The 24,530-nt window shown below is 71.3% G+C and carries 20 protein-coding genes; 2 read left to right on the top strand and 18 right to left on the bottom strand.

What is annotated here, in order from left to right:
* Positions 1-4: 4 nt before the first annotated feature.
* The 12 genes from AB0C27_RS01675 to AB0C27_RS01620 all read right to left on the bottom strand — a co-directional run bounded on the left by AB0C27_RS01675 (position 5) and on the right by AB0C27_RS01620 (position 14,661).
* On the bottom strand, positions 5-1,084 hold the full coding sequence (locus AB0C27_RS01675) for a LacI family DNA-binding transcriptional regulator (protein WP_357836191.1): 1,080 nt from the start codon (positions 1,082-1,084) through the stop codon (positions 5-7).
* A gap of 106 nt (positions 1,085-1,190) precedes the next feature.
* Positions 1,191-1,832 carry a DivIVA domain-containing protein gene (locus tag AB0C27_RS01670; protein WP_357836188.1) on the bottom strand — a complete coding sequence of 214 codons (642 nt, stop codon included), beginning with the start codon at positions 1,830-1,832 and terminating at the stop codon, positions 1,191-1,193.
* On the bottom strand, positions 1,829-2,950 hold the full coding sequence (locus AB0C27_RS01665; protein ID WP_346111205.1) for a globin domain-containing protein: 1,122 nt from the start codon (positions 2,948-2,950) through the stop codon (positions 1,829-1,831). Before AB0C27_RS01665 ends, AB0C27_RS01670 begins: the two co-directional genes overlap by 4 nt.
* A complete protein-coding gene (locus AB0C27_RS01660) occupies positions 2,951-3,325 on the bottom strand; it encodes a group 1 truncated hemoglobin (protein ID WP_357836185.1) in 375 nt (124 codons plus the stop codon).
* A gap of 106 nt (positions 3,326-3,431) precedes the next feature.
* The gene (locus AB0C27_RS01655) at positions 3,432-3,563 is read right to left on the bottom strand and encodes a hypothetical protein (protein ID WP_357836182.1); all 132 of its coding nucleotides are present in this window, start codon (positions 3,561-3,563) and stop codon (positions 3,432-3,434) included.
* 375 nt (positions 3,564-3,938) lie between these two features.
* Positions 3,939-6,845, bottom strand: coding sequence for a glycosyl hydrolase (locus AB0C27_RS01650; protein WP_357836180.1), 2,907 nt, complete (start codon positions 6,843-6,845; stop codon positions 3,939-3,941).
* A gap of 262 nt (positions 6,846-7,107) precedes the next feature.
* A complete protein-coding gene (locus AB0C27_RS01645) occupies positions 7,108-8,922 on the bottom strand; it encodes a right-handed parallel beta-helix repeat-containing protein (protein ID WP_357836177.1) in 1,815 nt (604 codons plus the stop codon).
* Positions 8,919-9,686 carry a hypothetical protein gene (locus AB0C27_RS01640; RefSeq protein WP_357836174.1) on the bottom strand — a complete coding sequence of 256 codons (768 nt, stop codon included), beginning with the start codon at positions 9,684-9,686 and terminating at the stop codon, positions 8,919-8,921. The genes AB0C27_RS01645 and AB0C27_RS01640 overlap by 4 nt, the downstream gene beginning before the upstream one ends.
* 8 nt (positions 9,687-9,694) lie before the next feature.
* The gene (locus AB0C27_RS01635; protein WP_357836171.1) at positions 9,695-11,599 is read right to left on the bottom strand and encodes a hypothetical protein; all 1,905 of its coding nucleotides are present in this window, start codon (positions 11,597-11,599) and stop codon (positions 9,695-9,697) included.
* A gap of 2 nt (positions 11,600-11,601) precedes the next feature.
* Positions 11,602-12,408 carry a carbohydrate ABC transporter permease gene (locus AB0C27_RS01630; RefSeq protein WP_346111196.1) on the bottom strand — a complete coding sequence of 269 codons (807 nt, stop codon included), beginning with the start codon at positions 12,406-12,408 and terminating at the stop codon, positions 11,602-11,604.
* Positions 12,405-13,334 carry a sugar ABC transporter permease gene (locus AB0C27_RS01625; RefSeq protein ID WP_357836168.1) on the bottom strand — a complete coding sequence of 310 codons (930 nt, stop codon included), beginning with the start codon at positions 13,332-13,334 and terminating at the stop codon, positions 12,405-12,407. The genes AB0C27_RS01630 and AB0C27_RS01625 overlap by 4 nt, the downstream gene beginning before the upstream one ends.
* A gap of 55 nt (positions 13,335-13,389) precedes the next feature.
* Complete coding sequence (locus AB0C27_RS01620; protein ID WP_357836165.1) at positions 13,390-14,661, bottom strand: extracellular solute-binding protein; 1,272 nt, start codon at positions 14,659-14,661, stop codon at positions 13,390-13,392.
* Positions 14,662-14,822: 161 nt separating this feature from the next.
* On the opposite strand from AB0C27_RS01620, the gene AB0C27_RS01615 reads away from it, so the two are divergent.
* Positions 14,823-15,899, top strand: a complete 1,077-nt coding sequence (locus tag AB0C27_RS01615) for an FCD domain-containing protein (RefSeq protein ID WP_357836162.1) — start codon at positions 14,823-14,825, stop codon at positions 15,897-15,899.
* Between the two features lie 7 nt (positions 15,900-15,906).
* Here AB0C27_RS01615 and AB0C27_RS01610 read toward each other — a convergent pair whose 3' ends face one another.
* A complete protein-coding gene (locus AB0C27_RS01610) occupies positions 15,907-18,360 on the bottom strand; it encodes a glycoside hydrolase family 95 protein (RefSeq protein WP_357836159.1) in 2,454 nt (817 codons plus the stop codon).
* 139 nt (positions 18,361-18,499) lie between these two features.
* Here AB0C27_RS01610 and AB0C27_RS01605 point away from each other — a divergent pair, with 139 nt between their 5' ends.
* Positions 18,500-19,342, top strand: a complete 843-nt coding sequence (locus AB0C27_RS01605; protein WP_357836156.1) for an amidohydrolase family protein — start codon at positions 18,500-18,502, stop codon at positions 19,340-19,342.
* Between the two features lie 21 nt (positions 19,343-19,363).
* Here AB0C27_RS01605 and AB0C27_RS01600 read toward each other — a convergent pair whose 3' ends face one another.
* The 5 genes from AB0C27_RS01600 to AB0C27_RS01580 form a co-directional block, all read right to left on the bottom strand.
* Positions 19,364-20,410 carry an aldose 1-epimerase family protein gene (locus AB0C27_RS01600; protein WP_357836153.1) on the bottom strand — a complete coding sequence of 349 codons (1,047 nt, stop codon included), beginning with the start codon at positions 20,408-20,410 and terminating at the stop codon, positions 19,364-19,366.
* Entirely contained in the window at positions 20,407-21,111 is a 705-nt protein-coding gene (locus tag AB0C27_RS01595) for an SDR family oxidoreductase (protein WP_357836150.1), read from the bottom strand. Before AB0C27_RS01595 ends, AB0C27_RS01600 begins: the two co-directional genes overlap by 4 nt.
* 336 nt (positions 21,112-21,447) lie before the next feature.
* Positions 21,448-22,566, bottom strand: coding sequence for a hypothetical protein (locus tag AB0C27_RS01590; RefSeq protein WP_357836147.1), 1,119 nt, complete (start codon positions 22,564-22,566; stop codon positions 21,448-21,450).
* Positions 22,554-23,744 carry a CoA transferase gene (locus AB0C27_RS01585; protein ID WP_357836144.1) on the bottom strand — a complete coding sequence of 397 codons (1,191 nt, stop codon included), beginning with the start codon at positions 23,742-23,744 and terminating at the stop codon, positions 22,554-22,556. The genes AB0C27_RS01590 and AB0C27_RS01585 overlap by 13 nt, the downstream gene beginning before the upstream one ends.
* Position 23,745: 1 nt before the next feature.
* A complete protein-coding gene (locus tag AB0C27_RS01580; protein ID WP_357836141.1) occupies positions 23,746-24,510 on the bottom strand; it encodes an enoyl-CoA hydratase/isomerase family protein in 765 nt (254 codons plus the stop codon).
* Positions 24,511-24,530: the final 20 nt, after the last annotated feature.

Raw genomic sequence — 24,530 nt, 5'->3', positions numbered from 1 at the left:
GGGTTCAGCGGTGGAGGCGGGGTTCCGGGCAGCCGCAGGAGCCTCGGGTGACCAGGGTGGCGGAGAAGATCTCCGTCAGGGGCTCCTCGTTCTCCTTCTCGATCGCCGCCACCAGGGTTTCCGTGGCGCGGCGGGCCATCTCGGCTATCGGCTGGCTGATCGTGGTCAGGCCGGGCACCGTGTACGCCGCCTCCCTCGCCCCGTCGAACCCCACCACCGCCACGTCCTGCGGCACCCGGAGCCCGAGGTCGGCGGCGGCGCGCATGGCGCCGATGGCCTGGGTGTCTATGGAGGCGAACAGGGCCGTGGGGCGCTCGGCCGAGGAGAGCAGGCGCAGCGCCGCGTCATAGCCGCCCTCCAGGCTGAACTCCCCCTCCGCGATCAGGTCGTCCGCCCTCAGGTCGGCCGCCGTCGGTTCGGCCGGGGTGAGCGGGCTCGTCGCCGGTCCGGGCGGGAGGAGGGCGGACTCGCGCAGGGCTCGTCGCCGGCCGATGGCTCTGAGGCGGACGGGGGTGATGTCGAGAGGGCCGCCGATGTAGCCGATCCGCCGATGGCCGTGCTGGACGAGGTGGCGGGTGGCCTGGTAGCCGCCCTCCTCGTCGTCCACCGCCAGCCGGGAGAAGTGGGGCGGCGCCGTATGGTCGATGGTGACGACCGGGACGCGGCCCCGCATCTCCTCGGCCCGCTCAGGCGTGATGGGTACGCGCATCAGCACCAGCCCGTCCACCTGGTGCTCCATGAAGCGCCTGACGTAGCCCTCCGCCCGCATCGGGTCCTCGGCGGAGTTGCCCAGCAGCACCGAGTAGCCCCGCTGCCAGGCCACCTCCTCGCAGGCCCGGGTGAACTGGCTGAAGAACGGGCTGGTGCCGCCGGTGTTGCCGGAGGCGATCACGCCGATGGTCCACGTACGGCGGGCACGCAGCGACCTGGCCACCGCGTTGGGCCGGTAGCCGAGCTCCGCCACCGCCGCCAGCACCCGTCGCCTGGCCGCCTCGGAGACGGGCTTGGGCCCGTTGTTGATCACATAGCTGACCACGGCGGGGGAGGTGCCCGCCAGGCGCGCCACGTCGTTGCGCGTCACCATGCTCGTCCCACCCCGGCTCTCACGAGCACAGCTTACGGTCCACCGGTCCCTTCAGGGCCGCGCGAGGTGAAGCCGGGCCGTCCAGGCCGCGTGAGGCTGTGCCGGCTCAGTCCTGGCCCGATGAGGAGTACGCGGCGGGCCGGCCCGTGTCCGGGAGTTTGCCGAGTTTGTTCACCTCGTTCGTCAGCCCTTCCAGCACCGCCCGCAACTGGACCTGCGTGACCTCCGCGAACGTGCGCAGGTAGGCGATCCGCCGTTCGAGTTCCTCGGCGTCGGCCGACTGCTGCGCGCCGCTCGACCGGTAGACGTTGACCGCCTGGTTGCCGGCCTCCTCCGCCCGCTGCTGCGCCTCGTGCAGGATCTGCTCGTACTGGTGGCGCGCCTGGCCCACCAGGCGGCGGGCGTAGTCCTCGGCCTCGGCGATCTGGGCGTCGGCGGTCTGCTGGGCGCGCGACAGCAGGTTGACCGCGTCGACGTTCAGCTTCTTGGCGCCGGAGTTGTCGACGTCGGTGCCGCGTTCCTTGTACCAGTTCTTCAGCCGTTCGACCTCGGCGCGCAGGTCGGCCTTCTCCATGTCGCCGGTGGCGATGTCGTCGGCCACGCGATACAGGAAGGCCCGTACCTCGTCCTCGCTGTATCCGCGGTGCCCGAGCTTGGTGCGGGAGAAGTCCTTGTTCCGCACGCGATCAGGGGTGAGGCGCCGCTGGTCGTTCGACGGGCGCTCTCCCCATGGCGTCTCTGCCGTCACGGCTCCCTACCTCCAGCTGTGGTGAACTCGTCGAAGCGGATCAGCTCGGGCGGCACGCCGGCGTCGAGGAGCCGGGCGACGGAGTTCTGCACCATCTCCTCGGAGCCGCAGACGAAGACGTCCTGGCCGCGCCACGCCTTCAGCGCGACGTCCACGGCATGGCCGTGCTCACCGCTGTAGAAGGCGTCGCGGGACACGACGGGCACCACGCTCAGCCAGGGGTTCTCGGCCTCCATCTTGGACAGGGCCTCGAGGTCGTACAGCTCGCGGGAGGTCCTGGCGCCGACGAAGAGGCGGACGCCCCGGGGCGGGCCCTCGTACGCCACCTGCTCGACCAGCGCCTTGAGCGGCGCCAGACCGGTGCCGCCCGCGATGAGCAGGAGCTCTTTGGACTGGTTCTGGCCGAGCGTCAGCCGGTCGCCCACCGGGGCGCCGACCTTGAGGATGTCACCGCGCTGCGCCCCGTGGACCAGGGCGGTGCTGACCACGCCGCCGTCGACCACGCGTACGTGCAGGTCGATCGTGTTGTCGCGGCGCGGGGCGTTGGCGAAGGAGTAGAAGCGCCACAGCTTCGGCCGCAGCGCGACCGAGATGGAGGCGGACTGGCCGGCGCGGAAGGCGTACTGGTAGTTCAGGCGGGCGCGGATGACCGCGATGCCGGGCGCGCGCTCCTCGTGCAGGATGATCTCGCCCTCCCACCAGGGAGGCGTGACGGCTGAGGACTCCTCGGCCGCCTCGGTCATCACCTTCGCGACCAGCCCGTACGCCGCCGTCCAGTCACGCGCCAGGGCCGGCGTCCAGCGGTCGCCGAGGAAGTGCTCCAGCGTCGCGAGCAGCGCCTGCCCGACGGCCGGATAGTGCTGGGCGACCACGGCGAACTTGCGGTGGTCGCGGCCGAGCTGCTGGAGGAACGGCACCACCTCGTTCACCCGGTCGACGTTGCTGACGACGTGCCCCAGCGCGTTGACGAGCCGGTCGCGCTGGGTGGCCATGGACACCGGGAACAGGGCGCGGGTCTCCGGGTACATGAGGAATAAGGCGGAGTAGAAGAACAGCGGCACCTGGTCACCCGACTGGGCGACCAGCTGCCAGCTGCCCTTCAGGGCTTGCGTGTCCACTTATCCCGCTGCCCCTACGGGCTTTTCCACGATGGAGCCGCGCACCTGGCCCAGCACGGTGGCGACATGCTCGATGAGGCCGTCGTCGGCGCCGAAGTCCTCGCGCAGCACGGTGACCAGGATCTGGCCGACCCGCTCGTAATGCTCGCCGGTGACGCCCATTCCGCGGTGGGCGTCGCCCAGGTCGTGGCCTTCGTAAACTTCCGGGCCACCGAGGACGGAACACAGCAGCATGACCATGTGCCGCTTGAGCCGGACCATGTCGACGCCGTCGAAATACGGCTTGAGCTCGGCGTCGTCAAGCACGACCACATAGAAGCGGTCGACCACGTCGCGAATGGTCGAAGCGCCGACCTGCTCGTAGTACGAAGCCATGAGAACTGCAAACCTCCTGAATGAAACGACATTTTCCTGCGTATCAACGCGCGGTTAATTCGCCGGTTCTGTGGTGTCGCCGAAATCCCTTCCGACTGGACTCTCCTCAGTCGGGTGCCTGGGTACCCTCCTCGGCGGAAGCCTCGACCTTGAGGCGTACGCGGGTTCCGGGCCAGGCCCGTACGCTCATGACCTCGCCGTCGCGGCGGCGACCGCGTCTGGTCCGAGTGCCATTCATGCCCCCATGATGCGGACTCTGCGCCGGGCCCTTACCTGTGCCGGCTCTTAACCACCGGATTTTCCGAGCACGTGAAGATGTGTCAGAAACATTAGGGGGTGAGCAGACCGCCCGCAACCCGTATGGAGACGGCAATGGCCGGTTTTCGGCCGGCCATTCCGTCTTTCGCGGCTATTCCACGCGGAGGGCTCGATACGGTCGGTTCGGGGAAGAAAGCACGCGCCATGCGTTACCGAATGCGCGCGTCCGGCCGCGAAACGTCAACATTACCGTGCGGCCGGACCGGGAAACGTCACGCGATTCGGCCGTCACGATTACGAAGCGTCGATCCGGCCGGCCCCGTTCGGAGCGCGAAAGGTTGATCCGGCGGTCCGTTCAGCCGGCGGCGGCCTCCCCGTACGGCACCAGCCTGACCGGGCCGAGCAGACCGTACGGCTGGCGGGTCAGCCCGCCGTAGACCTCCGGATCGGCCACCCTGAGCCGGTTGCCGAGCGGGGTCGCCACCTCCACCTCGACGGTGTTGGAGCCGCGCCGGAGACGGGAGCCGAGATCGATCACCGGGTGGAGCTGGTCCACCGGGTCGAGCCGGCGGCCGTTGACGGTGACCCGGCAGGTGTCGGTGACCTCGCCCAGCTCCAGGTACGCCGGCGAGCCGTCCCAGTCCAGCCGCGCCGTGTACGTCCCCACCCCCGAGGCGTCGGCCAGCTCGGGGATCTCCGGCCAGGGGACCAGGCGGTCGAGGCGCACCGTGTGCACCGTCTTCGCCGTTCCCGCTGGTCCGGGGCCCCAGGACTCGACCCGCAGCCGCCACGAGGTGAGCTCGACGGGGGCGGCGACGGGGCCGATGACGGTGGTGACGGTGCGGCCGTCGGACAGGGTGGTGGTGTAGGTGCCGGGCCGGGCGGCGCGGACGAGCAGGCGTCCGGCGGGGGAGAAGGTCACCTGGTCGGCGTCGGTGCTGGTGGCGTGCGTACGGGCACCCATCGTCCTGTCGGCGGGCGAGTCGGACGAGTCGGGCGAGTCGGGCGAGTCGGAAGGGCCGGAGCCGGACGAGCCCGACGTGTTGAACGAAGCCGACGATCCGGGCGATCCGGGCGAGGGGTGCGTGCTGAACAGGCCGGGGCGGGCGATGGCGATGATCCGGGCCTGGCCGGTGCGCAGGGCGACCCGCAGGCGCACCCCCTCGTCCCCGTCGTCCGCGTACAGCGCGACCCGCGTGACCCGTCCCGTCCACGGATCCAGCAGGTACGGCACCCCGTCACGATCGGCGCGGGCCAGCGTGACCTCGTGGTCGATCGGGGCGACGGGAGGCTTCACGTTCTCCTGGTGCCTGCCGTTGCACAGGTAGTAGTAGTCCACCTCCCCGTCCACCCGGCGCAGGGTGAGCAGCGTGGACGGCGTCGCGTACCGGACGTCGGGACGCACGCCGAGCGAGGCGAGCGCGGCGGGCACGTCCGTCTGGGCCGCGATCGTCCGCACCGTGGGCTCGGCGGTCAGCGACGCGACGAGGGCGCGGAGCCGTTCGTCGTCGTCGCCGTCGCGCGGCACGCCGGGCACCGAGGCCGCCGACCAGTCGCCGAGCAGGACGACGGGCAGGCCCGCGCGAGCCAGCTCCAGCAGCCGCCGGGCCGTCGCGAGCGTCATCGTGCACTCGCCGGCGTAGAAGCGGTCGCCCTCGACGAACAGCGCCTTGTACGCGGGCCCGCCCAGCCGCCCCTCCCTGACCCGGGCCGTGGGGAGGTCGAGCAGGGGGCCACTGACGAACTGGTGGGTCCACCCGGTGGGCACGCCGCTCGCGGTGAACCAGGAGGCGCCGATCCCGGTCTTGGTGTAGCCGGTCTGCCGCAGCACGGCCACGTCCACGCGCGGCACTCCCTGTTGCATGATCAAATGAATTCGCGCGAAATATCGGGAAATGTCGTGGATGTGGGTCCAGGTCGGCTGGCGCGGCCCCCACGACTCCGCGTACCCCGCCTTGCCGTCGTACGGCGTGAACGCCGCGAACCCCGGCCACGCCGCCCCCGGCGCGCTCGCGTACGAGAAGCCGTGCAGCACCGTCTGGTTGAGCCCGGCCGCGTACGCCCCGCTCATCGTCAGCAGCAGCTTGCGCCAGGTCGTCGTGTAGGCCCCGCCCTGGTACGCCCCCGCCTCGCAGGACAGCACCTCACCGCCCGCCAGATCCCGGCCTCCGGCCAGGCAGCGGTAGTCGTCGAGGTTCTTGAAGCCCAGCGACTCGCCTTCCGGCACGTCGAGGATGGCCGCCGCCTCGATGGCGTCGGTCCGCAGCCCGTACGGCTGCGCCCGCAGCCGCAGCCCCAGCGAGTGCGCCCAGTCGCGCAGCCGGATGAAGTGGTGCTCGTTGAGCAGTTCGGAGACCGTGTCCCAGAAGTCCTTGCGGGCGTGCCGGGTCAGGACGGGATCGTAGGCGAAGACCGGGTCCTCGTCCGCCAGCATGACCACCGGCAAATAGGGCGCCAGCGCGTACCCGCGCCGCCGCTCGAACTCGGCGGGCAGGTCCGGCGTCCACGGCAGCGCGTCGCTCTCGATCTCGATGGAGTCCTCGAACAGCGCCCCGCCCGAACGCCGCAGCAGGCCGCGCACGGCAGGGGTGAGCAGCTCGGACGTCCAGAAGTCGATCACCGCCTGGGTGCCGGCCCGGCTGAAGTGGTCCACGACGTAGGACTCGGGCGCGGTGTGCGGGCCGGACTCGGGGCGCTGGCCGGTGCCGCGCTGCCAGTAGGAGATCAGCAGCCACTCGCCCTCGGCGGGCGCGGTCCACGTGACGTTGTCCCCGTTCACCGGGACGGTGGTGACGGAGGAGGGGTCGAGGCCGGTCTCGTCGCGGGTGGAATGGGCCGGTTCGATCCTGGCCGCCTGGACCAGCAGCAGCTCACGGACGGGCTCGCCATCGATGGCGGGCGGCGGGACCGGCCCCGCGTAGGTGGCGCCGGCGGCCACCGCGACGGATCCGTGGGCCAGCTCCTTGGCCGCCGCTGGGTGGCCGGGGGTGATCGTGGGCACGGCGGCGGGCCAGGAGGGGCCGATGGTCAGGTCGATCGACAGCCCGCGCCTGGCCGCCTGGTCCAGCGCGGCCTCGACGCCGGCGTTCCACGCGGGGGTGCCCCAGCCGTGTCCGGCCGGGTCGAGCAGGGACTTGTCGCGGATGCTGTGGTGCACGGCCGCGATCTCCGCGCCGCCGAAGCCGGCGTCGGCGAGCTGGTCCACCTCACGCCGGATCTCGGCCGGATCGACGTGCCCGTCCGGCCACCACCACCGCACCATCGGCCGCACACCCACCGGCGGCCGGGCGAACCGGCCGGCCGAGACGGCGGGAGAGGCCGGGCCCGGGACAGCACCCAGGAAGGCGGGGGCGAGGACGCCGAGCGAGAGAAAACCACGGCGCGTCAGCGGAAAAGTGTGGGGCGGCTCAGACGGAGGGAGATCGTGCCGGGTCGGGTCGTTCACGGGCGCTCCAGGAAGCCGTTCCTGACAGGGGGGTCGCCGGTGGGACGGGGGCGCCGGGCCGGCCCGGCGCCCCCACGAATCAGGCCGGGATCGGGTACGGGAACGCGCTCGTGACGCCGATCTTGTCGTACTCCATTTTCGAGCTGTCGAACCCGTCCTGCCAGTCGGAGTTGCTCACCTCGTTGCACTGGTAGGCCTGGTACTTCTGGTCGCTGACCTTGCCCACCTGCACGTTGCTGATGGCGAACCCGCAGCCGCCGGCGTCCATGTGCACGCCGCGCGTCCCGGAGTCGGGCATCTGCCCGGCGGGGTCGTTGATCACGTCCCCGATCACCATCTGGTCCACGTAGTTGTCGATCGGGTGCGGCTCGATGTTGTGCACGCCGTAGGTGTAGAAGGCGCCCATGTCACCGCTGTCCAGGCCGGTCTCCTCCAGGCGGATGTAGGAGAAGCGGTTGCCGCGGGCGTAGTTGTCGGCGTTGGCGATCTCGGGGCGGACCTCCAGGCTGATGCCGTAGCGGGCGCTGTGCTTGACCACGACGTTGCTGACCGTGTTGTGGCCGGTGCTCATCAGCTCGATGCCGGACGCGTCGCCGGGCACCAGCTCGCCGACGTGGTCGATGTACGTGTTCGTGATCGTGTGGTGGCCGGAGATGTCCCCTTCGCCGGGATAGCCGCCCTCCACCTTGATGCCGTCGCCGCCGAGGTTGGCCAGCAGGCTGTCGCTCACCTTGACCCGTTCGTTGGCGAAGAGCATGAAGACGCCCGTGTAGCCGCTGTCGGAGATGCTCAGCCTGCTCAGGTCGATGTCGCGGGTGTTCTCCAGCGTGATCATGCCGAACCGGTTGCGAGGCAGCTCGATCTGCCGGTCGTAGACGGGGTACTTGTGCACGACGCCGGAGTCGCCCGCGTCGTTCCACCCGTACCGGTACCAGTCGACGAAGTCGGAGTACTGCAGGGCGAGCCCGTCGAAGGCGAGGTTGCGCACCCGCTGGTCCGGCGAGGAGCCCTTGAGCGAGACGAGGGTCTTGACGGTGGGCGCCATGACCTTGTCGATCGAGGTCTTCGGCCAGTAGTAGACCTCGCTGTTGGCGAAGTCGAAGTAGTACTCACCCGGCTGGTCGAGGAAGCGCAGCGTGTTCTGCAGGAAGTAACGCGAGCCGCTGCGGCTGTTGACCAGCGCGAACCGGGAGGAGTAGTTGAAGGTGAAGAAGTTCTTGCGGAAGTCGGCGCCGCCCAGCGGGATGGTGTCGCTGAACCAGCTCCACGAGCCGCCCGACCAGACCACGATCTGGGAGTTCTTGTCGAAGTCGGGGTCCCACTCCTGCGGGATGTCCTTGGGGTCGAAGAACAGCCAGGTGTGCTGGGCCTGGTACTCCGCCTCCGGCGTCACCGAGAACAGGTAGGGCGACCACAGGTCGTCGGCGGTGCGGTTGGGGTGGCGGGCGGTGGTGGCGCGGGCGCCGTCCTCGAACAGGGTGTAGAAGGTACGGTCGACCTTGGTCTTGTAGATGTTGTCCTTGTACTTCTGCCAGCCCGTCAGCGGCCTGGCACCGAGCAGGCGGGCCTTGCCCGGCCCGTCGGCGCTGCGATAGGTGATCTTGTGGCCGTCGCGGCCCGAGTCGGCCTCGGTGAACTCGATGGTCTTGTCGACCACGTAGTCGCCGGCCTTGACGTTGACGACGACGTCGCAGTTCGTCAGGTTCTTCTTCGTCCTGAGCTGGTCACGGGCCTGCTCGATGGACTTCCACGGCCTTTTCTCGCTGCCGTCGGCGCGTTCGCCGCCGGACGGGGACACGTAGAAGTCGCAGGTCTTGGCGGCGGCCGTGGCCGGCGTAGGAGCCGTCAAGCCGCCCAGCAGTAAGACCACCGCGCCTATGGACCTGAGGATCACTGGCTCTCCTTAACATCCCGCCACCGTTCGAACTCGGCGCGGGTCTCGGGGGTGAGGGGGTAGTAGTCGGAAAGGGTCGCGCCCTCCTCGATGCGGCCGCGGCTGAAGAGCTCCCACTGCTCGTGGTCGGCCGCGGCCTCCAGCACCGACGCGGCCCGCCGCAGCGGCACCACCACGGCGCCGTCGTCGTCGGCCACGCACAGGTCGCCGGGCAGCGCGAGCGAGCCGCCGACGGCCACGGGCACGTCGTACGCCCACGGGAACAGCTCCGCCTGCGAGGCGTAGTGCGGGGTGGCGCCCGTGCACCAGATGGGCACGCCGAGGCCGCTGACGCGCGGCAGGTCCCTGATCCGGCCGTCCACGACGATGCCGGCGCCGCCCCTGCGCTTGAAGTAGCGGACCAGCATGTCGCCGAAGCAGCCGGTGTAGGCGCTGCCGTACGCCTGCACCACGAGCACGTCGCCGGGCCGGATGTCCTCCAGCACGTGCCACAGGGCCGTGTGCCGTTCGACGTACTCCTGACCGAGCCCGGAGGCGATGTCCTCGCGCTGCGGCATGAACTGCAGCGTGCGGACCCGTCCGGCCAGCTTCTGGCCCGGCGCGATGGGGCGCGGCCCCTCGATGAAGGTGCGCCTGATGCCCTGGGCGTGCAGCTTGGCGCAGGCGGTGGCCGAGCTGATCCGGGACAGCCCCGCCACGAGAGCGGGATCGGGTGCGGCGGGCAGCGACCCCCGAACGGGGAGATCCCAGATGGCGTCGTCCATGTAACTCCTCAGTAGTGCTGGTGCGACGGCGTGCGGACGCGCGCGGTCGTGTGCAGGTCGAGCCGGATGCGGCGGCCGGGCGGCAGCTCCACGAGCAGGCGCGGCCCCTCGACGGGCACGTCGTGCTCGGTCTCGGCGATGGGAGGCGGGGTGTAGCCGCGCGGGTCGCCCGGATAGCCGTCGCCGGCCCGGGTGACGGTCGCGCGGTCGATGCGGTGCTCGCCGAACGCGCCCGCCTGCAGCACGACCCTGCGGGTGCGGGTCAGGCTGAGGTTGACCAGCTCGACCTCGACGCCGCCGGGGCGGACGGAGCCGACCAGCGCGGCCACGTCCTGGGGCAGCCCGGGACGGTGGCGGTCGGCGTCGAAGTAGGCCAGCCGGGCCGGCAGCAGGCCGCCGTTGTAGAGCACCTGCGGGGTGCCGGTGACGAGCTGCAGCAGCGCCTCGGTGACCACGGGGTTGAGCCGCTGCCAGTGGTGCACGTGGATGGTGGCCAGGTCGGCCTGGTCGGCGTCGATGAGCGCCATGCGGCGCTGCACCTGGCCGAGCGCGGTGGTGAGCATGTGCTCGGGGAAGCCGGGGTTGGCGCCGCGCAGGTACTCCAGCCACGGGGCCTCGTGCCCGGCCTCCTCCTTGTTGCGGAACGGCCGCACGGCCGTCCAGTCGTAGCCGGAGCCCCTGCGCACCCGGTCGAGCCGGTCGGCGTCGCCCCCGGCCAGGCTCATGTGCCAGAGCCAGACGGGCAGGCCGAGCTGCGGCGGCTGGAAGTCGAACCAGCCGTCGTCGTCGTGCCGGTTGGGCACCAGCATGGTCGGCTTGCCGGCCTCGTCGCCCAGCTCCGCCAGCCAGCGGTCGCTGATGCTCATCTCGGTCTCGGTGACGCCCGCCTGGATCGCGCGCTCGTACACGGCCTCCAGCGGGTCGCGGCCGATGGCGAGGGCGGCGTCGTCGCCGGTCAGCAGGTGGGCGTTGACCGCGGCGACGGCGGCGGCGGCTCCGACGCTGTAGAGGCCGTGCGGCCACTGCCAGCCGTAGTTGCCGCCGTACCAGCGGCCGTCGTGCAGCTCGCCGACGACGCCGGACGGGCCCACGTTGTCGGGGATGACGCCGCCGTTGGCCTCGGCCCTGCGCTGCCAGGCGCCGATGTAGCGCAGCGCCCAGTCGCGGTAGCGCTCGTCGCCGTCGTACAGCCAGGCGTTGACGGCCAGGCTGGTCGCGGCCAGGTTGACGGCCACGTCACCGCGGCCGATGCGCTCGCTCATCGCCGCGCCCATGCGGGCGGCGTTGCTGGGGTCGCCCAGGTCCTCCCAGGACGAGATGCCCGGCAGGTCGCGCAGCGGCAGCCCGAACGGCCGCATGCTGGTCAGGTCGGTGTGGTAGGAGGCCCACTCCCACTGCAGGCCGTAGCGGGGGCCGCCGGCGCCGTTGTGCGGGGCGCGGATGATGTCGTGCTCGGCGTCGTAGTTGGCCGAGCCGGGCAGGTACAGGTCGGCGAAGCGGCGGGCGCGCTCGCGGAAGCGCTCGTCGCGCGGGTCGGCGGCGCAGATGCCGTAGAAGAGCAGCATCGACTCGCCCTGGTGGAACCAGTCGTAGCCGCGCTCGTACTCCTCCACCAGGTAGCCCAGCTCGGTGAGCTGTGTGGTGACGCCCTCCCAGTGGTGCTTGGCCGCGTCGAGCAGGTCGTCGGCGCCGCCGAGCTGGTAGAGCGCGGGCCAGTTGAAGAACGCCTCGTAGAAGTCGTCGGCGCCGTCGCGGTCCGCGGCCGGGCCGTGGTAGATCAGCCGTCCGTCCGGCCCGCAGTAGCGGGCGGAGAAGGCCCGCCACGCCTCGTCGAGTGCGTCGAACAGCCGGCGCTCCAGGACCGCCCAGGCCGGCGGCACGCCGAGGGGCACGGTCGCCTTGATCTCGCGCATGTTCACCCTTTCGTAGCTCCTGCCGTGAGGCCGCTGATGATGTGCCGTTGCATGAAGACGAAGAAGATCAGCAGCGGGGCGATGGCCAGCAGCAGCGTCGGGAAGACCACCGTGTAGTCGGTGGAGTACTGGCTGACCGCCGCGTAGACGCCGGTGGTGACGGTGTAGAGGCCGCTGCCGGGACCGAGGATGATCTGCGGGTTCACGAAGTCGTTCCACACCGAGAACGTGTTGAGGATGACCATCGTGGCGACCGCGGGCCGCATGAGCGGGAAGACGATCTGCCAGAACGTGCGCAGCCTGCCCGCCCCGTCCACGGCCGCCGCCTGGTCGAGGACGGCGGGGATGGTGGCGATGTAGCCGGCATACAGGAAGATCGAGAACGGGATCGTGAGCGTGGTCTCGAACAGCACGAAGCCGCGGATGGTGCCCATCAGGCCGAGGGTCTTGAGCACGTACACGACGGGGATGACCAGCACCTGGCCCGGGATGAACGTGCCGGCCAGGAAGAACAGCATGAGCACGCGGAACCTGCGTTTCGGGCTGCGCGCGATCACGTACGCGGCCGGGGCGGCCAGCCCCACCGACAGCACGTTGACCGCCACCACGAACAGCAGTGTGATCGCGTACCCCTTGACCACGTTGAACTGCGGGTTGGTCAGCGCCCTGCCGAGCGGTTCGAGGGTCAGGCCGCCGAGGCCGAACGGGTTGGCCAGGATGTCCTGCTGGCCCTTGAACGCGTTCGCGGTGAGCACGTACAGGGGGATGAGCATGAAGGCGGCGCTCGCCCACAGGAAGGTCTTTCTCACTGGTGCACCGCCAGTTCGCCGCGCCTGCGCAGCTTCGTCACCACGAACGCCAGCACCGCCGTGACCAGCATGAGGATCACCGACTGTGCCGAGCCGAAGCCGAGGCGGGCGTCGTGGAAGGAGTTCCAGAGGATGAGGTAGGCGACGGTCTGCGTCTGACCGGCCGGCCCGCCCGCCGTGAGCGAGACCACCAGGTCGTACGTCTTCAGCAGCGTCACCAGCGACAGCACGATGTTCACCGTCACGGACGGCCCCAGCGCGGGCAGTGTCACGTTCCTGAACACCTGCGCGCGGGTGGCGCCGTCGATCCGCGCCGCCTCGATCAGCGAGTGCGGCACCGCCTGCAGCCCGGCCAGGTACAGCACCACGTTGACGCCGAACCCGGCCCAGACCAGCACCGCGATCATGGTGACCGTGGCCCAGACGGGGTCGGACAGGAAGGGGATGACCTGCCCGCCCCACGTCGTCACCAGGTTGTTGACCGCGCCGGTGGTGCCCAGGATGGCCGACCAGAGGAAGCCGACCACCAGGGCGCTGAGCACGTGCGGGTAGAACAGCACGATCCGGAAGAACGTGTTGGCCTTCGATGCCCCGTTGACCAGGAGGGCGAAGCCGAGGCCGAGCAGGTTGAGCCCGGCCGTGCCGGCCGCCGCGACCAGCAGCGTCACCAGGGAGGCGCGCTGGAGCTCGGGGTCGTCGAGGAGCTTGACGTAGTTGGCGGCGCCGACGAAGGCGGGGTCGGCGCTGAAGCCGTCCCAGTCGGTCAGGCTCAGGTAGAGGGCCAGGCCGACCGGGATGATCAGCATCACGACGTAGAGGACGGTGGCGGGCGCCACCATGAGGGCGTTGGCCCATCCGTCGTGACGTCTGCGCCGCTCCGGGGCCGCGGCCCCGGTGACCGGGGGCGCTTGCCTGGTGAGGGTCATGAGAACTCCTCCGCCGGCCTCATGGCCGGGGTGCTGCGTTCGTCGGCGAGCCGGGTCATGCGCGTCCGGCCAGCCAGCGGTCGACGCCCTCGGCCACGTCCTTGGGCGACTTGCCCACGTACAGGCCCTGGACCTCGGTGTTCCAGGCGGAGTTGAAGCCCTTGGGCAGGGTGGCGTCGCCGTAGCCCTCGCCCTGGGGGACGCCCTGCGGGGCCTGGTCGAGGATCTCCTGCACCTGCTTCTCCAGCGGGGTGAACTCGCGCTCGACACCGGTGCGGAAGTTGCCGTCCTGGGCGAGCTGGCTCTTGACCGCCGCCGGATCGGTGACCAGCCACTGGACGAGCTTGAGCGCCGCGTCCTTCTGGGGCGTGGACTTGAGGATCATGTACGGCGCCGCCAGCGTCGCGCCCTGCGGGCCCGGGTAGGTCTGGCCCTTGTCGACGGGGGCGGGGAAGACGCCGATCTCGAAGTCCTTCTGGGCCTTGGCCTCGGTGGCGGTGAACCAGCTCCCCATGACGTACATGCCGGATTTGCCGGACAGGAACTGGGTCTCGGCGTCGGCGTACTTCATGCCGAGCGCGTTCTTGTCGACGTAGCCCTTGTCGATCCAGGTGCGGTAGCGCTCCAGGTAGGGCAGCAGCGACTCGCCCGCCTTGATCTTGCCCGCCTTGACGTCCTGTTGCCAGGCCGGATGGGTCTGGGCCCGGCTGGGGTTGGACAGCTGCAGCACCTGCAGCCCGGTGAGGAAGTCGCCGCCCGTCTGCAGCGGCAGGTAGCCGGACTTCTTCAGCTTGGCCATGGCCGCGTCGAACTCGTCGAACGTGGTCGGCGGCTGCTCGATCCCGGCCTTGGCGAAGGCGGCCTTGTTGTAGAAGACCAGCGACTGGGCCTGCACGCCGACGCCGACCGAGTAGATCTTGCCGCCCAGCTTGGCCTGCTCGGCCAGCGGGGTGTCCTTCGCCCACGGCTGATCGGTCAGGTCGAGCATCTGCTTGGCCAGCGTCTCGTCCGCCATCAGCGTCTCCACCACGTCGGGCGCGTTGCCGGCGGCGAGCTGCTGCGGCAGCGTGTCGGCCACGCCCTTGCCGGTCGGCGCCTCGATCTTGACGTCGATGCCGGGGTTGGCCTGCTCGAACGGCTTGACCAGCCCGTCCCAGTACGCCTGGGTGAGGTTGGGGCTGATGTTGACCAGCATCCGGAGGGTGACCTGGCCGCCCTCGCTCTGCTGGGCCTGGGAGTCGCCGGCGAAGCCGCCCCCGCCGCAGCCGGTGAGCAGGAGCACGCAGCCGAGAACCGGTAGGACGAGGGATGGACGGGGGGAACGCATCGCACCTCCAAGGGGGCGAGATCTGCGACGCCTTTTAATGGGTCGTTACTCGATTAGCGATTATTTAATACGTTGGTCACATGGGCCCGTCAAGGGGAAACGTGACGCTACAAATATGTGTACGGTGCCTTGCTGAGTCATAAGTACGTTAAGATCGACCCGTGGCAGGACGTGAAGCCGACAACCGGCTGACATTGGGCGCGGAGGAGCTGGCGACGCTTCGGGAGTGGGCGGGACGCACGCCGGAGGGAGGGCTGGCGCTGCGCAGCCGCATCGTGCTGGCCTGCGCCGAAGGCTTGTCCCGCAAGGAGATCGCCGCGAGCCTGGCGGTGAGCCCGGCGACGGTGGCGAAATGGCGGGCCCGCTTCGTGGAGCGCGGCCTCGACGGGCTCGCCGACGCGCCCAGACCCGGCCGCCCGCGCAGCGCGGAGCGGGCCGAGGCCGAACGGGTGATCGCCGCCGCGGCCGAAGGCGCCGCCGTGCCCTCCACCAGGACCATGGCCGCCCAGCTCGGGCTGTCGCAGTCCACGGTGGCGCGCATCTGGCAGGAGCAGCAGATCGCCCCGCCCGCGGCCCGGCTGCTGCCCAGAGAGCTGCTGTCCGACCGCGTCTACGCGCTCCTGCGCGGCTGGATCGTCTCCGGCGAGCTGCTCGCCGGACAGCGGCTGGTGGAGGCGGAGATAGCCCGGCGGGTCGGCACCAGCCAGGCCCCGGCCAGGGAGGCGATCAAGCGGTTGGCGCACGAGGGGCTGGTCATCTCCTATCCCAACCGGGGAAGTTACGTCGCGGAGATCTCCGACGAGCAGGCCAGGGAGGTCCGCGACATCAGGGTGTTGCTGGAGGAGTATGCCGCACGCGGCGCCGCCGCCCGCATCCAGCCCGACACGTTGCGGCAGCTCGCGGCCGATGTGATGGCCATGCGCAAGGCCGCCAAGGACGGCGACATCGGCGGTTTCCGCGACGCGGACCTCGCCTTCCACCGCCGGGTCTGCGCGGCCTGCGGCAACTCCTTCCTGCTGCGGCTGTGGCGGACGATCGAGTCCAACCTCTGGAGCCTGCACGTGGTGGGCAACCCCCTCTACGACGGCGACTGGACGGCGATGGCGGGCCACCACGACGACCTGGTGGCCACGCTGGCCGCGGGCGACCCCGAGGAGGCCGCCCGCCTGTTCGCCGCCCACGCCCGTGGCGAGGCCTCCCGCACCCGTCCCAGGGTCCGGCCCTCCGCCCAGCCGTAGGGGCGGCTCAGGCCGACGGCACCACCTCGTACGTCGCCCCGCGCCGGGTGCCGAAGACGACGACGCCCGCCTCAGGGCGTTCGACCTTGACCGGCCGCCCGCGTTCGGTCACCGTCACCGCTCCCGCGGTGCGCAGCGTCAGCTCGCGGCCCAGATCGGAGCGGATCCGGCCACGGCGCAGCGCGCCGCCCGCCCACTCCAGGTCCACCTCGAACCCGCCGCGCGCCCGCAGCCCGCGCAGCGACCCGGCGGGCCAGGCGGCCGGCAGCGCGGGCAGCAGGTGCACCTGGTCGGCGTGGCTCTGCAGCAGCATCTCCGTGATCCCGGAGGTGCCGCCGAAGTTGCCGTCGATCTGGAACGGCGGATGCAGGTCGAACATGTTGGGCGCCGTACGGGCCGGGATCAGCAGGTTCGACAGCCGCTTGTACGCCTCCGCCGCGTCCAGCAGCCGCGCCCAGAAATTGATCTTCCAGGCCAGCGACCACCCGGCCCCCGCCTCGCCGCGCAGCTCCAGGGTCCGCCGCGCGGCCGCGGCCAGCTCGGGCGACAGGCGCGGGTCGATCTGGTGGCCGGGGAACAGCCCCCACAGGTGCGAGATGTGCCGGCTGCGCGACAGCGCCGCGTCGCCCCGGTAATCCTCCTGCCACTCCTGGATCTGCCCGAGGTGGCCCACCTGGTTCGGCACGAACCGCGCCCGCGCCTCCTTGACCCGCGCCCGCAGGCCGGCCTCCGTGCCGAGGACCTCGGAAGCCTGCTCGAAGGCCCCGAACAGGTCGCGCAGGATCTGCATGTCCATGGTCGGGCCCGCGCAGATGCTGACGTTCTCGCCGCCGTCCTCGTGGTGGCCGACCTCGGGCGAGTGCGACGGGTTCGTCACCAGGTAGCCGGTCCTGGGATCGGTCTGCAGCGTGTCGAGGAAGAACTCCACCGAGCCCTTGATCAGCGGGAAGTGCTCGCGCAGCCGCCGCTCGTCACCGGTGTAGAGATAGTGCTCCCACAACGTCAGGCACAGCCACGCGCCGCCGGTCGGCCACACGCCGTAGAAGGCGAAGTCCACGGGTGCCGTGCCGCGCCAGCCGTCGGTGTTGTGGTGTGCCACCCAGCCGGCGGCCCCGTAGTGCGTCTTCGCGGTTCGCGCGCCCGTCTCGGCCAGGTCCTTGATCAGGTCGAACAGCGGGTCCATGCACTCGATGAGGTTGCCCGGCGCGGCCGGCCAGTAGTTCATCTCGCAGTTGATGTTGATCGTGTACTTCGACTCCCAGGCGGGCGCGAGCGAGTCGTTCCAGACGCCCTGCAGGTTGGCGGCGTGGCCGGGGGCGCGGGAGCTGGAGATGAGCAGGTAGCGGCCGTACTGGAAGTACAGCGCGGCCAGCTGCGGGTCGGTGTCGAGCTTCTGGCGGGCGATGCGCTCGTCGGTCGGCAGCGCGACGGCCTCCGAGGTGCCCAGGTCGATCTCGACCCGGCCGAACAGCTCCTGGTAGTCGCGCAGGTGCCGGCGTCGCAGCACCTCGTACGGCCGCCCGCTCGCCTTCGTCAGATGCCGGCCGGCGACCTCGGCGGGATCGCCGCCCACGTCCTTGAAGCTGCGGTAGCTGGAGCCCATGGAGATCAGCAGCGTGACCTCGTCCGCGCCCTCGACGGACAGCGTGCCCCCGTCCGTGCCGACCGTGCCGCCCTTCGCCTTCGCCTCGGCCAGGGCACGGAAGCGGACCTCGCCCTTCATGCCCTGGGTGTCGCCGCTGACGCCGTCGATCGCGATCGTGGCGCGGCCGGCCGCGGACGTGGTCGTGGCCTGCGGGCTGGAGAAGGCGGCCGTGAACGTCACGGAGCCGGGCTTGTCGGCCGTGTGCCGGACCACGACGACCTGGTCGGGGTTGCTGGCGAAGACCTCACGGGTGTGCCGCACGCCGTCACGGACGTAGGTGACCGTGGTGACGGCCCTGGTGAGGTCGAGCTCGCGCCGGTAGTCCGTGAACTCGGCGGGGCCCGGGAAGGTCAGCGTGAGGTCGCCCAGCACCTGGTACGGCGCCTGCTCGCTGGGCCGGCCGAGGAACTTCTGGTCGGCCAGGTTCTGCGCGGCCTGCCACTTGTCCTCCCAGACCCACTGCCTGATCTGCGGAAGGGCGGCCAGCGCCTCGGGATTGTCGTAGTCGTGCGGCCCGCCGGCCCAGATGCCGTCCTCGTTGAGCTGCAGCCGCTCGGTCTCGACACCGCCGAAGACCATGGCGCCGAGCCGGCCGCAGCCGACCGGCAGCGCCTCCAGCCACTGGGCGGCCGGGCGGGTGTACCAGAGGGTGAGCGGGTTGCCCCGCGTGCCCGCCCGCGCGGGCTTGGCGGCGACGCCGTTCACGAGCAGGGATCCGGCCGCGGCGCCGAGCCCGGTCGCGAGTACGCCTCGTCGTGTGTAGCCGTCGTCGGTGTCGCCGGTCCTGAGGGTCCTGATGGTCCCGTGATCGGTCACGGTCGCTCCTGTTCCGATGGGGGGTTCTGGCGCACTCGCCCGAGATCGGGGGTCGCCATACGTCGGATGTATCTCTACGCTTGTCCTGGTTTTCTGTCTATAGTTCGCGTAATTTCTGGGAAACATTGGAGGTCTTGGGATGAGTCGTATCGATGCCCACCACCATGTCTGGGATCTGTCCGCCCGCCCGCACGCCTGGCTGGAGCAGCGCAAGATGGCGCCCGTGCGGCGCACGTTCACCCTCGACGACCTCGCCGGGCCCGCGGCGGCGGCCGGCGTGAGCCGCACCGTGCTGGTGCAGGTGGTGGCCGACGCCGCCGAGACCAGGGAGTTCCTCGCCCTGGCCGCCGGGTCGCCGCTGGTCGCGGGGGTCGTCGGCTGGACCGACCTCACCGCGCCCGACGCCGCCGACGCGCTCGCCGAGCTGACCGCGCTGCCAGGCGGGCTGGTCGGCGTGCGCCACGGCGTGCAGTCCGAGCCCGACCCGGCCTGGCTCAACCGGCCCGACGTTCGCCGCGGGCTGGCCGCCGTGGCCGCGGCCGGGCTCGCCTACGACCTGCTCACGCTGCCGCACCAGTTGCCCGCCGCCATCGACACCGTGACCGCGCTGCCCGAGCTGACGTTCGTGCTCGACCACCTGTCCAAGCCGCCGATCGCCGCCGGCGAGCTGGAGCCGTGGCGCGGCCGGATCGAACAACTGGCCGCCCGGTCCAACGTCTACTGCAAGCTGTCCGGCCTGGTCACCGAGGCCGACTGGACCGGCTGGCAGGTGGCCGACCTGCGGCCGTACGCGGAGGTCGTGCTGGAGGCGTTCGGGCCTGAACGGGTGATGTTCGGCTCCGACTGGCCGGTCTGCCTGCTCGCGGCGGAGTACGGCCAGGTGGCCGCGACCGCCGACGAGCTCTGCGCCGGCCTGTCGGACGCGGAGCGGGCCGAGGTGTTCGCCGGGACGGCGCGCAGGGCGTACCGGCTGGAGGGGTAGACCCCGGCGGGGGCCGTCATCTCATGCGGCCTCCACCCGGAAGGTCGTGTGGTACGTCCGCGACTCCTGCGCGCCGAGCCAGATCATGCTGCCGTCCCGCCTGGCCGCCGCGTCACCCGACACGTGGTGCGTGGACGGCTCCAGCCCGACCGCGTAGTTGCCCGAGCGCAGGTTCAGCCACTCGAAGAAGTACGGGAACTCCTCCGCCCGCCACTCCACGGCCACCCGCATGCCCAGCCGCTCGTTGACCACGGCCACGCGGTGCAGGCCGTCGGGGCGGGGGACGAGCGCGTGCTCGTACACCTGCTCCACGAACCCCGGCACGGGCCCGGGGAACGTCAGGTGATCGGCCTTCTGCTCGGCCACGCTGTCGCTCTGCCAGAGCGTCTCGCGGATGTCGGCCTCCAGCCTGGCGCCCTCGTCGAGCAGCGGCCAGCCCAGATTGATGTGATACAGGTACATGTGCGGCGCCGGCTCGAACCCGGCGTTGGTCACCGTGTCGATCAGGCGGATCTCGTTCCCGCCCAAATCGGCCTCGATCCGGCGCACCAGGCGCAGGTTCTCCGCGAAGACCGCCGCCTGGCGCACCTCGCCCTCGGCCCACAGCACGCACCGCTCGCCGTCCCACCGCTCGCCGTAGCCGCTCAGGCGGGCGGGCAGGTTGCCGGCCCGGCCGTGCAGCCCGTGCCGTACGGACTCGCGCGGCGGATACCGGTAGCCGTCGGCCGGCACGTCGCCGCCGAACAGCGTGTGGTCCAGCCCGGCCGTGACGATCAGTCCCGAGAACGAGCGCAGCCACGACAGCCCGTCCTCGTCGTTGTTCTCGTGCAGCCCCGGATGACGGAAGCCGGTGGGGGAGCGCCAGCCGAACGAGCGCCCCGCGTGCTCGGCGGGCCCGATGTCCATGCACCGGTCCACCAGCACGTCGAACGCCAGCCCCGACCCGGTGCGGAACTCCAGCGCCCTGACCCCGCGCTCCACGCCGTCGGCCAGCGTCACCAGCCGGACCCCGCCGGCCGCGCTCAGATCGCCCGTCAGCTCGGCCAGCCGCCTGCGGTCCCGCGTCATGCCATCACCCACCCTCCGTTGACTTCGAGGCACTGGCCGGTGACGAACGAGGCGTCAGGCCCGGTCAGGAACGACACCACGGCCGCCAGCTCCTCGGGAGTGCCGCGCCGCCGCAGCGCCTGCCGTTCCAGGACCATCCGGTTGTACGCCTCCAGGTCCTCGTGGATCTCCTCGGCCGCGGTCGGGAACGCGCCGGGGGAGACGCAGTTGACCCGGATCTCCCTCGGTCCGAGCTCGCGGGCCAGTGCCCTGGTGAAGGCGGCCGCCGCGCCCTTGGTGGAGACGTACGCGGCCAGGTCGGGCCAGCCGCCGTGCATGGTGATCGAGGCGACGTTGACGATCGCCCCGCCGCCCTGGCCGAGCATCTGCCTGGCCGCGTGCTGGGCGCACAGCCAGTAGGCGCGCTGGTTGACCGCGACGACCTCGTCGTACTCCTCCGGCGCCACCTCCAGGAACGGCCGGGCCGGATAGACGGCGGCGTTGTTGACGAGAATGCCGACCGGGCCGAGCCTGGCCGCGGTCTCGGTGAAGGCGGCCTCGATCGCCGCCGGGTCGCGCAGATCGGTCTTCAGGTTGAGTGCGCCGTCGAGGCCGTCCGCGTCGACGTCGAGTGCGGCCACCTGGTGGCCGTCGGCGGCCAGGCGGCGCACGATCGCGCGGCCCAGCGCCCCGGCGGCGCCGGTGACGAGCGCCGTGGTCATCAGATACCTCCGAGGAAACCCCCGCCTTCAGGCGGGGGAGGAATTGGACCCCTGCGGAGCAGGACAGAGGCAGCCGATTCGCCGTCAGGCGAACCGGCGTCAAAACGCCGCGCGACACGGCACGATCCGTTAATCTGTTCGGCGGTGGCGACAACCAAGCCGCCGGACGAACGATCAGGAACACCCTCGCCGCCGGGCTGGCGGAGAGGCAAAACGCCTGTGGAGCTGGTGTAAGACCTCAACGAGAATTTCCTTTCTCGGGCGGGCGACCGGCAGTGAAGCAGGAAGCCTCACGGGCGACCGTGGGAATCCCCCTTCTTTGGGAGGGGGAGGATGTCAAGGGGTCCTCCATTCCTCGTGCAGGGTCTTCAGCAGGTCGCGGGCGGGGGTGCGGGCGAGCAGCCCGTCGCGGATCAGCGCCGACGAGCGCTCCTGCGCCGCGATGTAGCCGGGGAAGCGCGGCCTGATCCAGGCGGCCTCCATGGTGGCGAGCGTGTCGCGGTAGAAGCCGGTGCCGCCTTCGGTCCAGACCGAGCGGGCGGCCGGCTGCCCCCCGGCCGACGGGAACAGCTCCGCCTGCACCGGCTCCGACACCAGGCGCAGCAGGTGCGCGCGGATCGCGTCGCGGTTCGCCCCGGAGCCGGCCCCGGAATTCGCACTGAGATTGGCACTGAGATTGGCACTGAGGCGCTGCCGCGAGACCACGAGCCCGGTGCCGCCGAGCACGCTGCCCGGCGGGTGGCCGGGCCAGGCGGGCGCGTCGCCGAAGGCCAGGGGATAGGTGACGTAGCCGTACAGAAGCGGGCAGAAGTCCACCCGGCCGGCCGTCATCGCGTCCAGCACGCCGATCGGGTTGAGCAGCGACACCTCGGGGTCCGACAGCGCCAGCAGCTCGGCCATCAGCTCCAGCGCCCGCTCACCGGCCCGCTCGTCGAGGAAGTCCCCCGGACGAGTGGGGCCGCACAGCGCGCAGAACATCAGGAACGCGTGCGGCCCGCCCAGGCACAGCGCCGTCCGCGTGCCGGCGGACAGCTCGGCCACCTCCGGCCACGTGCGCGGCAGCCGCACGCCGGGCCTGGCGGCGGCCACCTGGGTGGCGGCGTCCAGGGGCAGCGCCCACTGGCGGCCGTCCAGGCGGTAGCTCTCGTACGAACGGCCCGCGAACCGCAGCCCGGCCGGCCCAGCGAGCTCGGCCAGCTCCGTCGGCTCGAACAGCTCCTCCATCGGCACCAGCGCGTCCAGTGCCGCGCCCAGTCCGGGATGGTCGATCACCAGCACGTCGTACGTCTCGCACAACCGCGCGATCGGCTCGGACTCGAACCCCTCCAAGGGCTGCCGGTCCCACTCGATCGGCTCCGGCACGGCCCCGTACGGGTTCGCGCCCGTGTGGTCGAGCCGGGTCAGCTCGTCCAGCGGGGCGTACCCGCGCGGATGGTCCCAGGTCAGTCCTCGCATGCCAGCACGCCCTCCGCCACCAGCTCCTCCGTCCGACCGGCCGAGTAGCCGAGCTCGCCGAGCAGCTCCCTGGTGTGCTCGCCCACGAGCGGCGCGCCCCTGCGGACCTCGGGCGGGGTGGCACTGAAGCCGTAGGGGAAGCCGGGGGTGGTGACCGTGCCCTCGGTGCGGTGCTCGTAGGTGACGAACGAGCCGTTGTGCTTGACCTGCGGATCCTCGACCAGGTCGGCGTAGCCGTAGACCGGGCCCGCCCACAGGTCGTGGCGGGCGCAGATCTCCAGCCACTCCGCCGTCGTGCGCGCGGGCAGGCGGGCCGCCACCAGCGCGGTGATCTCGTCGCGCCTGGTGTGGCCGTCGGCGTCGCCGTCCATCGCGGCCAGCTCCGGCAGGTCCAGCGCCACGGCCAGCCCGTCCAGCCTGGGCATGCCGAGCGCGATGTAGCCGTCCTTGGTGGCGAAGACGCCGTACGGGGCGCGGATGTAGGTGTGGCCGTGCGGCTCGCGCCCGCGCCGCTGCGGCACCCCGCCGACCGTGTAGATCGACAGCTCCTGCATCTGCACGGCGACGGCCGCGTCCAGCATGTTGACGCTCACCCGCTGGCCCTCGCCGGTGCGCTCGCGGTGCAGCAGCGCGGCCAGCGCGCCCTCGAACGCGCTGTAGGCGGTGATGGCGTCGATGGCGTAGGAGCCGGCGGGCGCCGGCGGGTCGCCCTCGCGGCCGGTGCTGAGCATGGCGCCGCTCATGGCCTGCAGCAGCAGGTCCTGGCCGGGGCGCGAGGTGTAGGGGCCGCTCTCGCCGTAGCCGGACATCGAGACGTACACGATCCGCGGATTGAGCCCGCTGATCGTCTCGTGGTCCATGCCGAGCCGCTCGGCCACGCCGGGCCGGTAGTTCTGCAGGAACACGTCCGCCGTGGCGGCCAGCCGGTGCACGATCTCGCGGCCCGCGTCGGCCTTGAGGTTGACGGCCAGGCTGCGCTTGTTGCGGTTGAGCGACAGGAACGAAGCGTTCACCCGCCTGCCGGTGGCGCCGCCGGCGGGGGCGTGCCGCTGCCACTCGCCGCTGACCGGCTCCACCTTGACCACGTCCGCGCCCAGGTCGCCCAGGCGCATCGCGGCCAGCGGGCCCGCCATCGCGATGGACAGGTCCACCACGCGGTATCCGTCGAGCACGCCCATGTCAGCGGCCCTCGAACGCGGGCTCGCGGCGCGCGGCGAAGGCGGCCCTGCCCTCGGCGGCGTCGGCGGTGGCGAAGCAGACGGTCTGCAGGTCGCGCTCGTACTGGATGGCCTGGTCGAGCGGCATCGAGTAGGCGGCCTTGAGGTTGGCCTTGGCCGTCTGGGCGGCGATCGGCGCGCGCCTGGCGATGGTGGCCGCCAGCTCCTTGGCCGCCTTCAGCAGCTCCTCGCGCGGATGCACGTCGGTGACCAGCCCCCATGCGCGGGCTTTGGCGGCGTCGATGGGGTCGCCGGTGAGCAGCATGGTGGCCGCGTTGCTCGGCCCGACCGCGTGCGCCAGCAGCGCCGACTGGCCGCTGCCGCCGATCCAGCCCAGCTTGATCTCCGGTGCGGCGAACGTGGCCGTCTCCGCGGCCAGCCTGATGTCGCAGGCCATGGCCAGCTCCAGGCCGCCGCCGTAGGCGTAGCCGTTGACGGCTGCGACGATGGGCTTGCGCAGGGCGCGGACGGCGTCGCCGTAGTCGCCGCGGTTGCGGAACTCCCAGGCGGTGGCGTACTCGTCGAGCTCGCGGATGTCGCTGCCCACGCAGAACGAGCGCTCGCCCGCTCCGGTGAGCACCGCTACGCGCAGGCCGGGGTCGGCGTCGATCCGCGACAGGCAGGCGCGCAGCGCGGCGGCCATGTCCGGGGTGACGGCGTTGAGTTTCGCGGGTCGGTTGAGGGTGACGACGGCCACCGGGCCGTCGACGTCGAGGAGGACGTCCAAGGGAGCCCTTTCTTGCGGGT

This window comes from Nonomuraea sp. NPDC048882 (assembly GCF_040649755.1).
In the GTDB taxonomy this organism is placed as follows: Bacteria; Actinomycetota; Actinomycetes; order Streptosporangiales; family Streptosporangiaceae; genus Nonomuraea; species Nonomuraea maheshkhaliensis.
The sequence above is the reverse complement of the archived record's forward strand: the minus strand, read 5'-3'. Positions and strand labels throughout refer to the sequence as shown.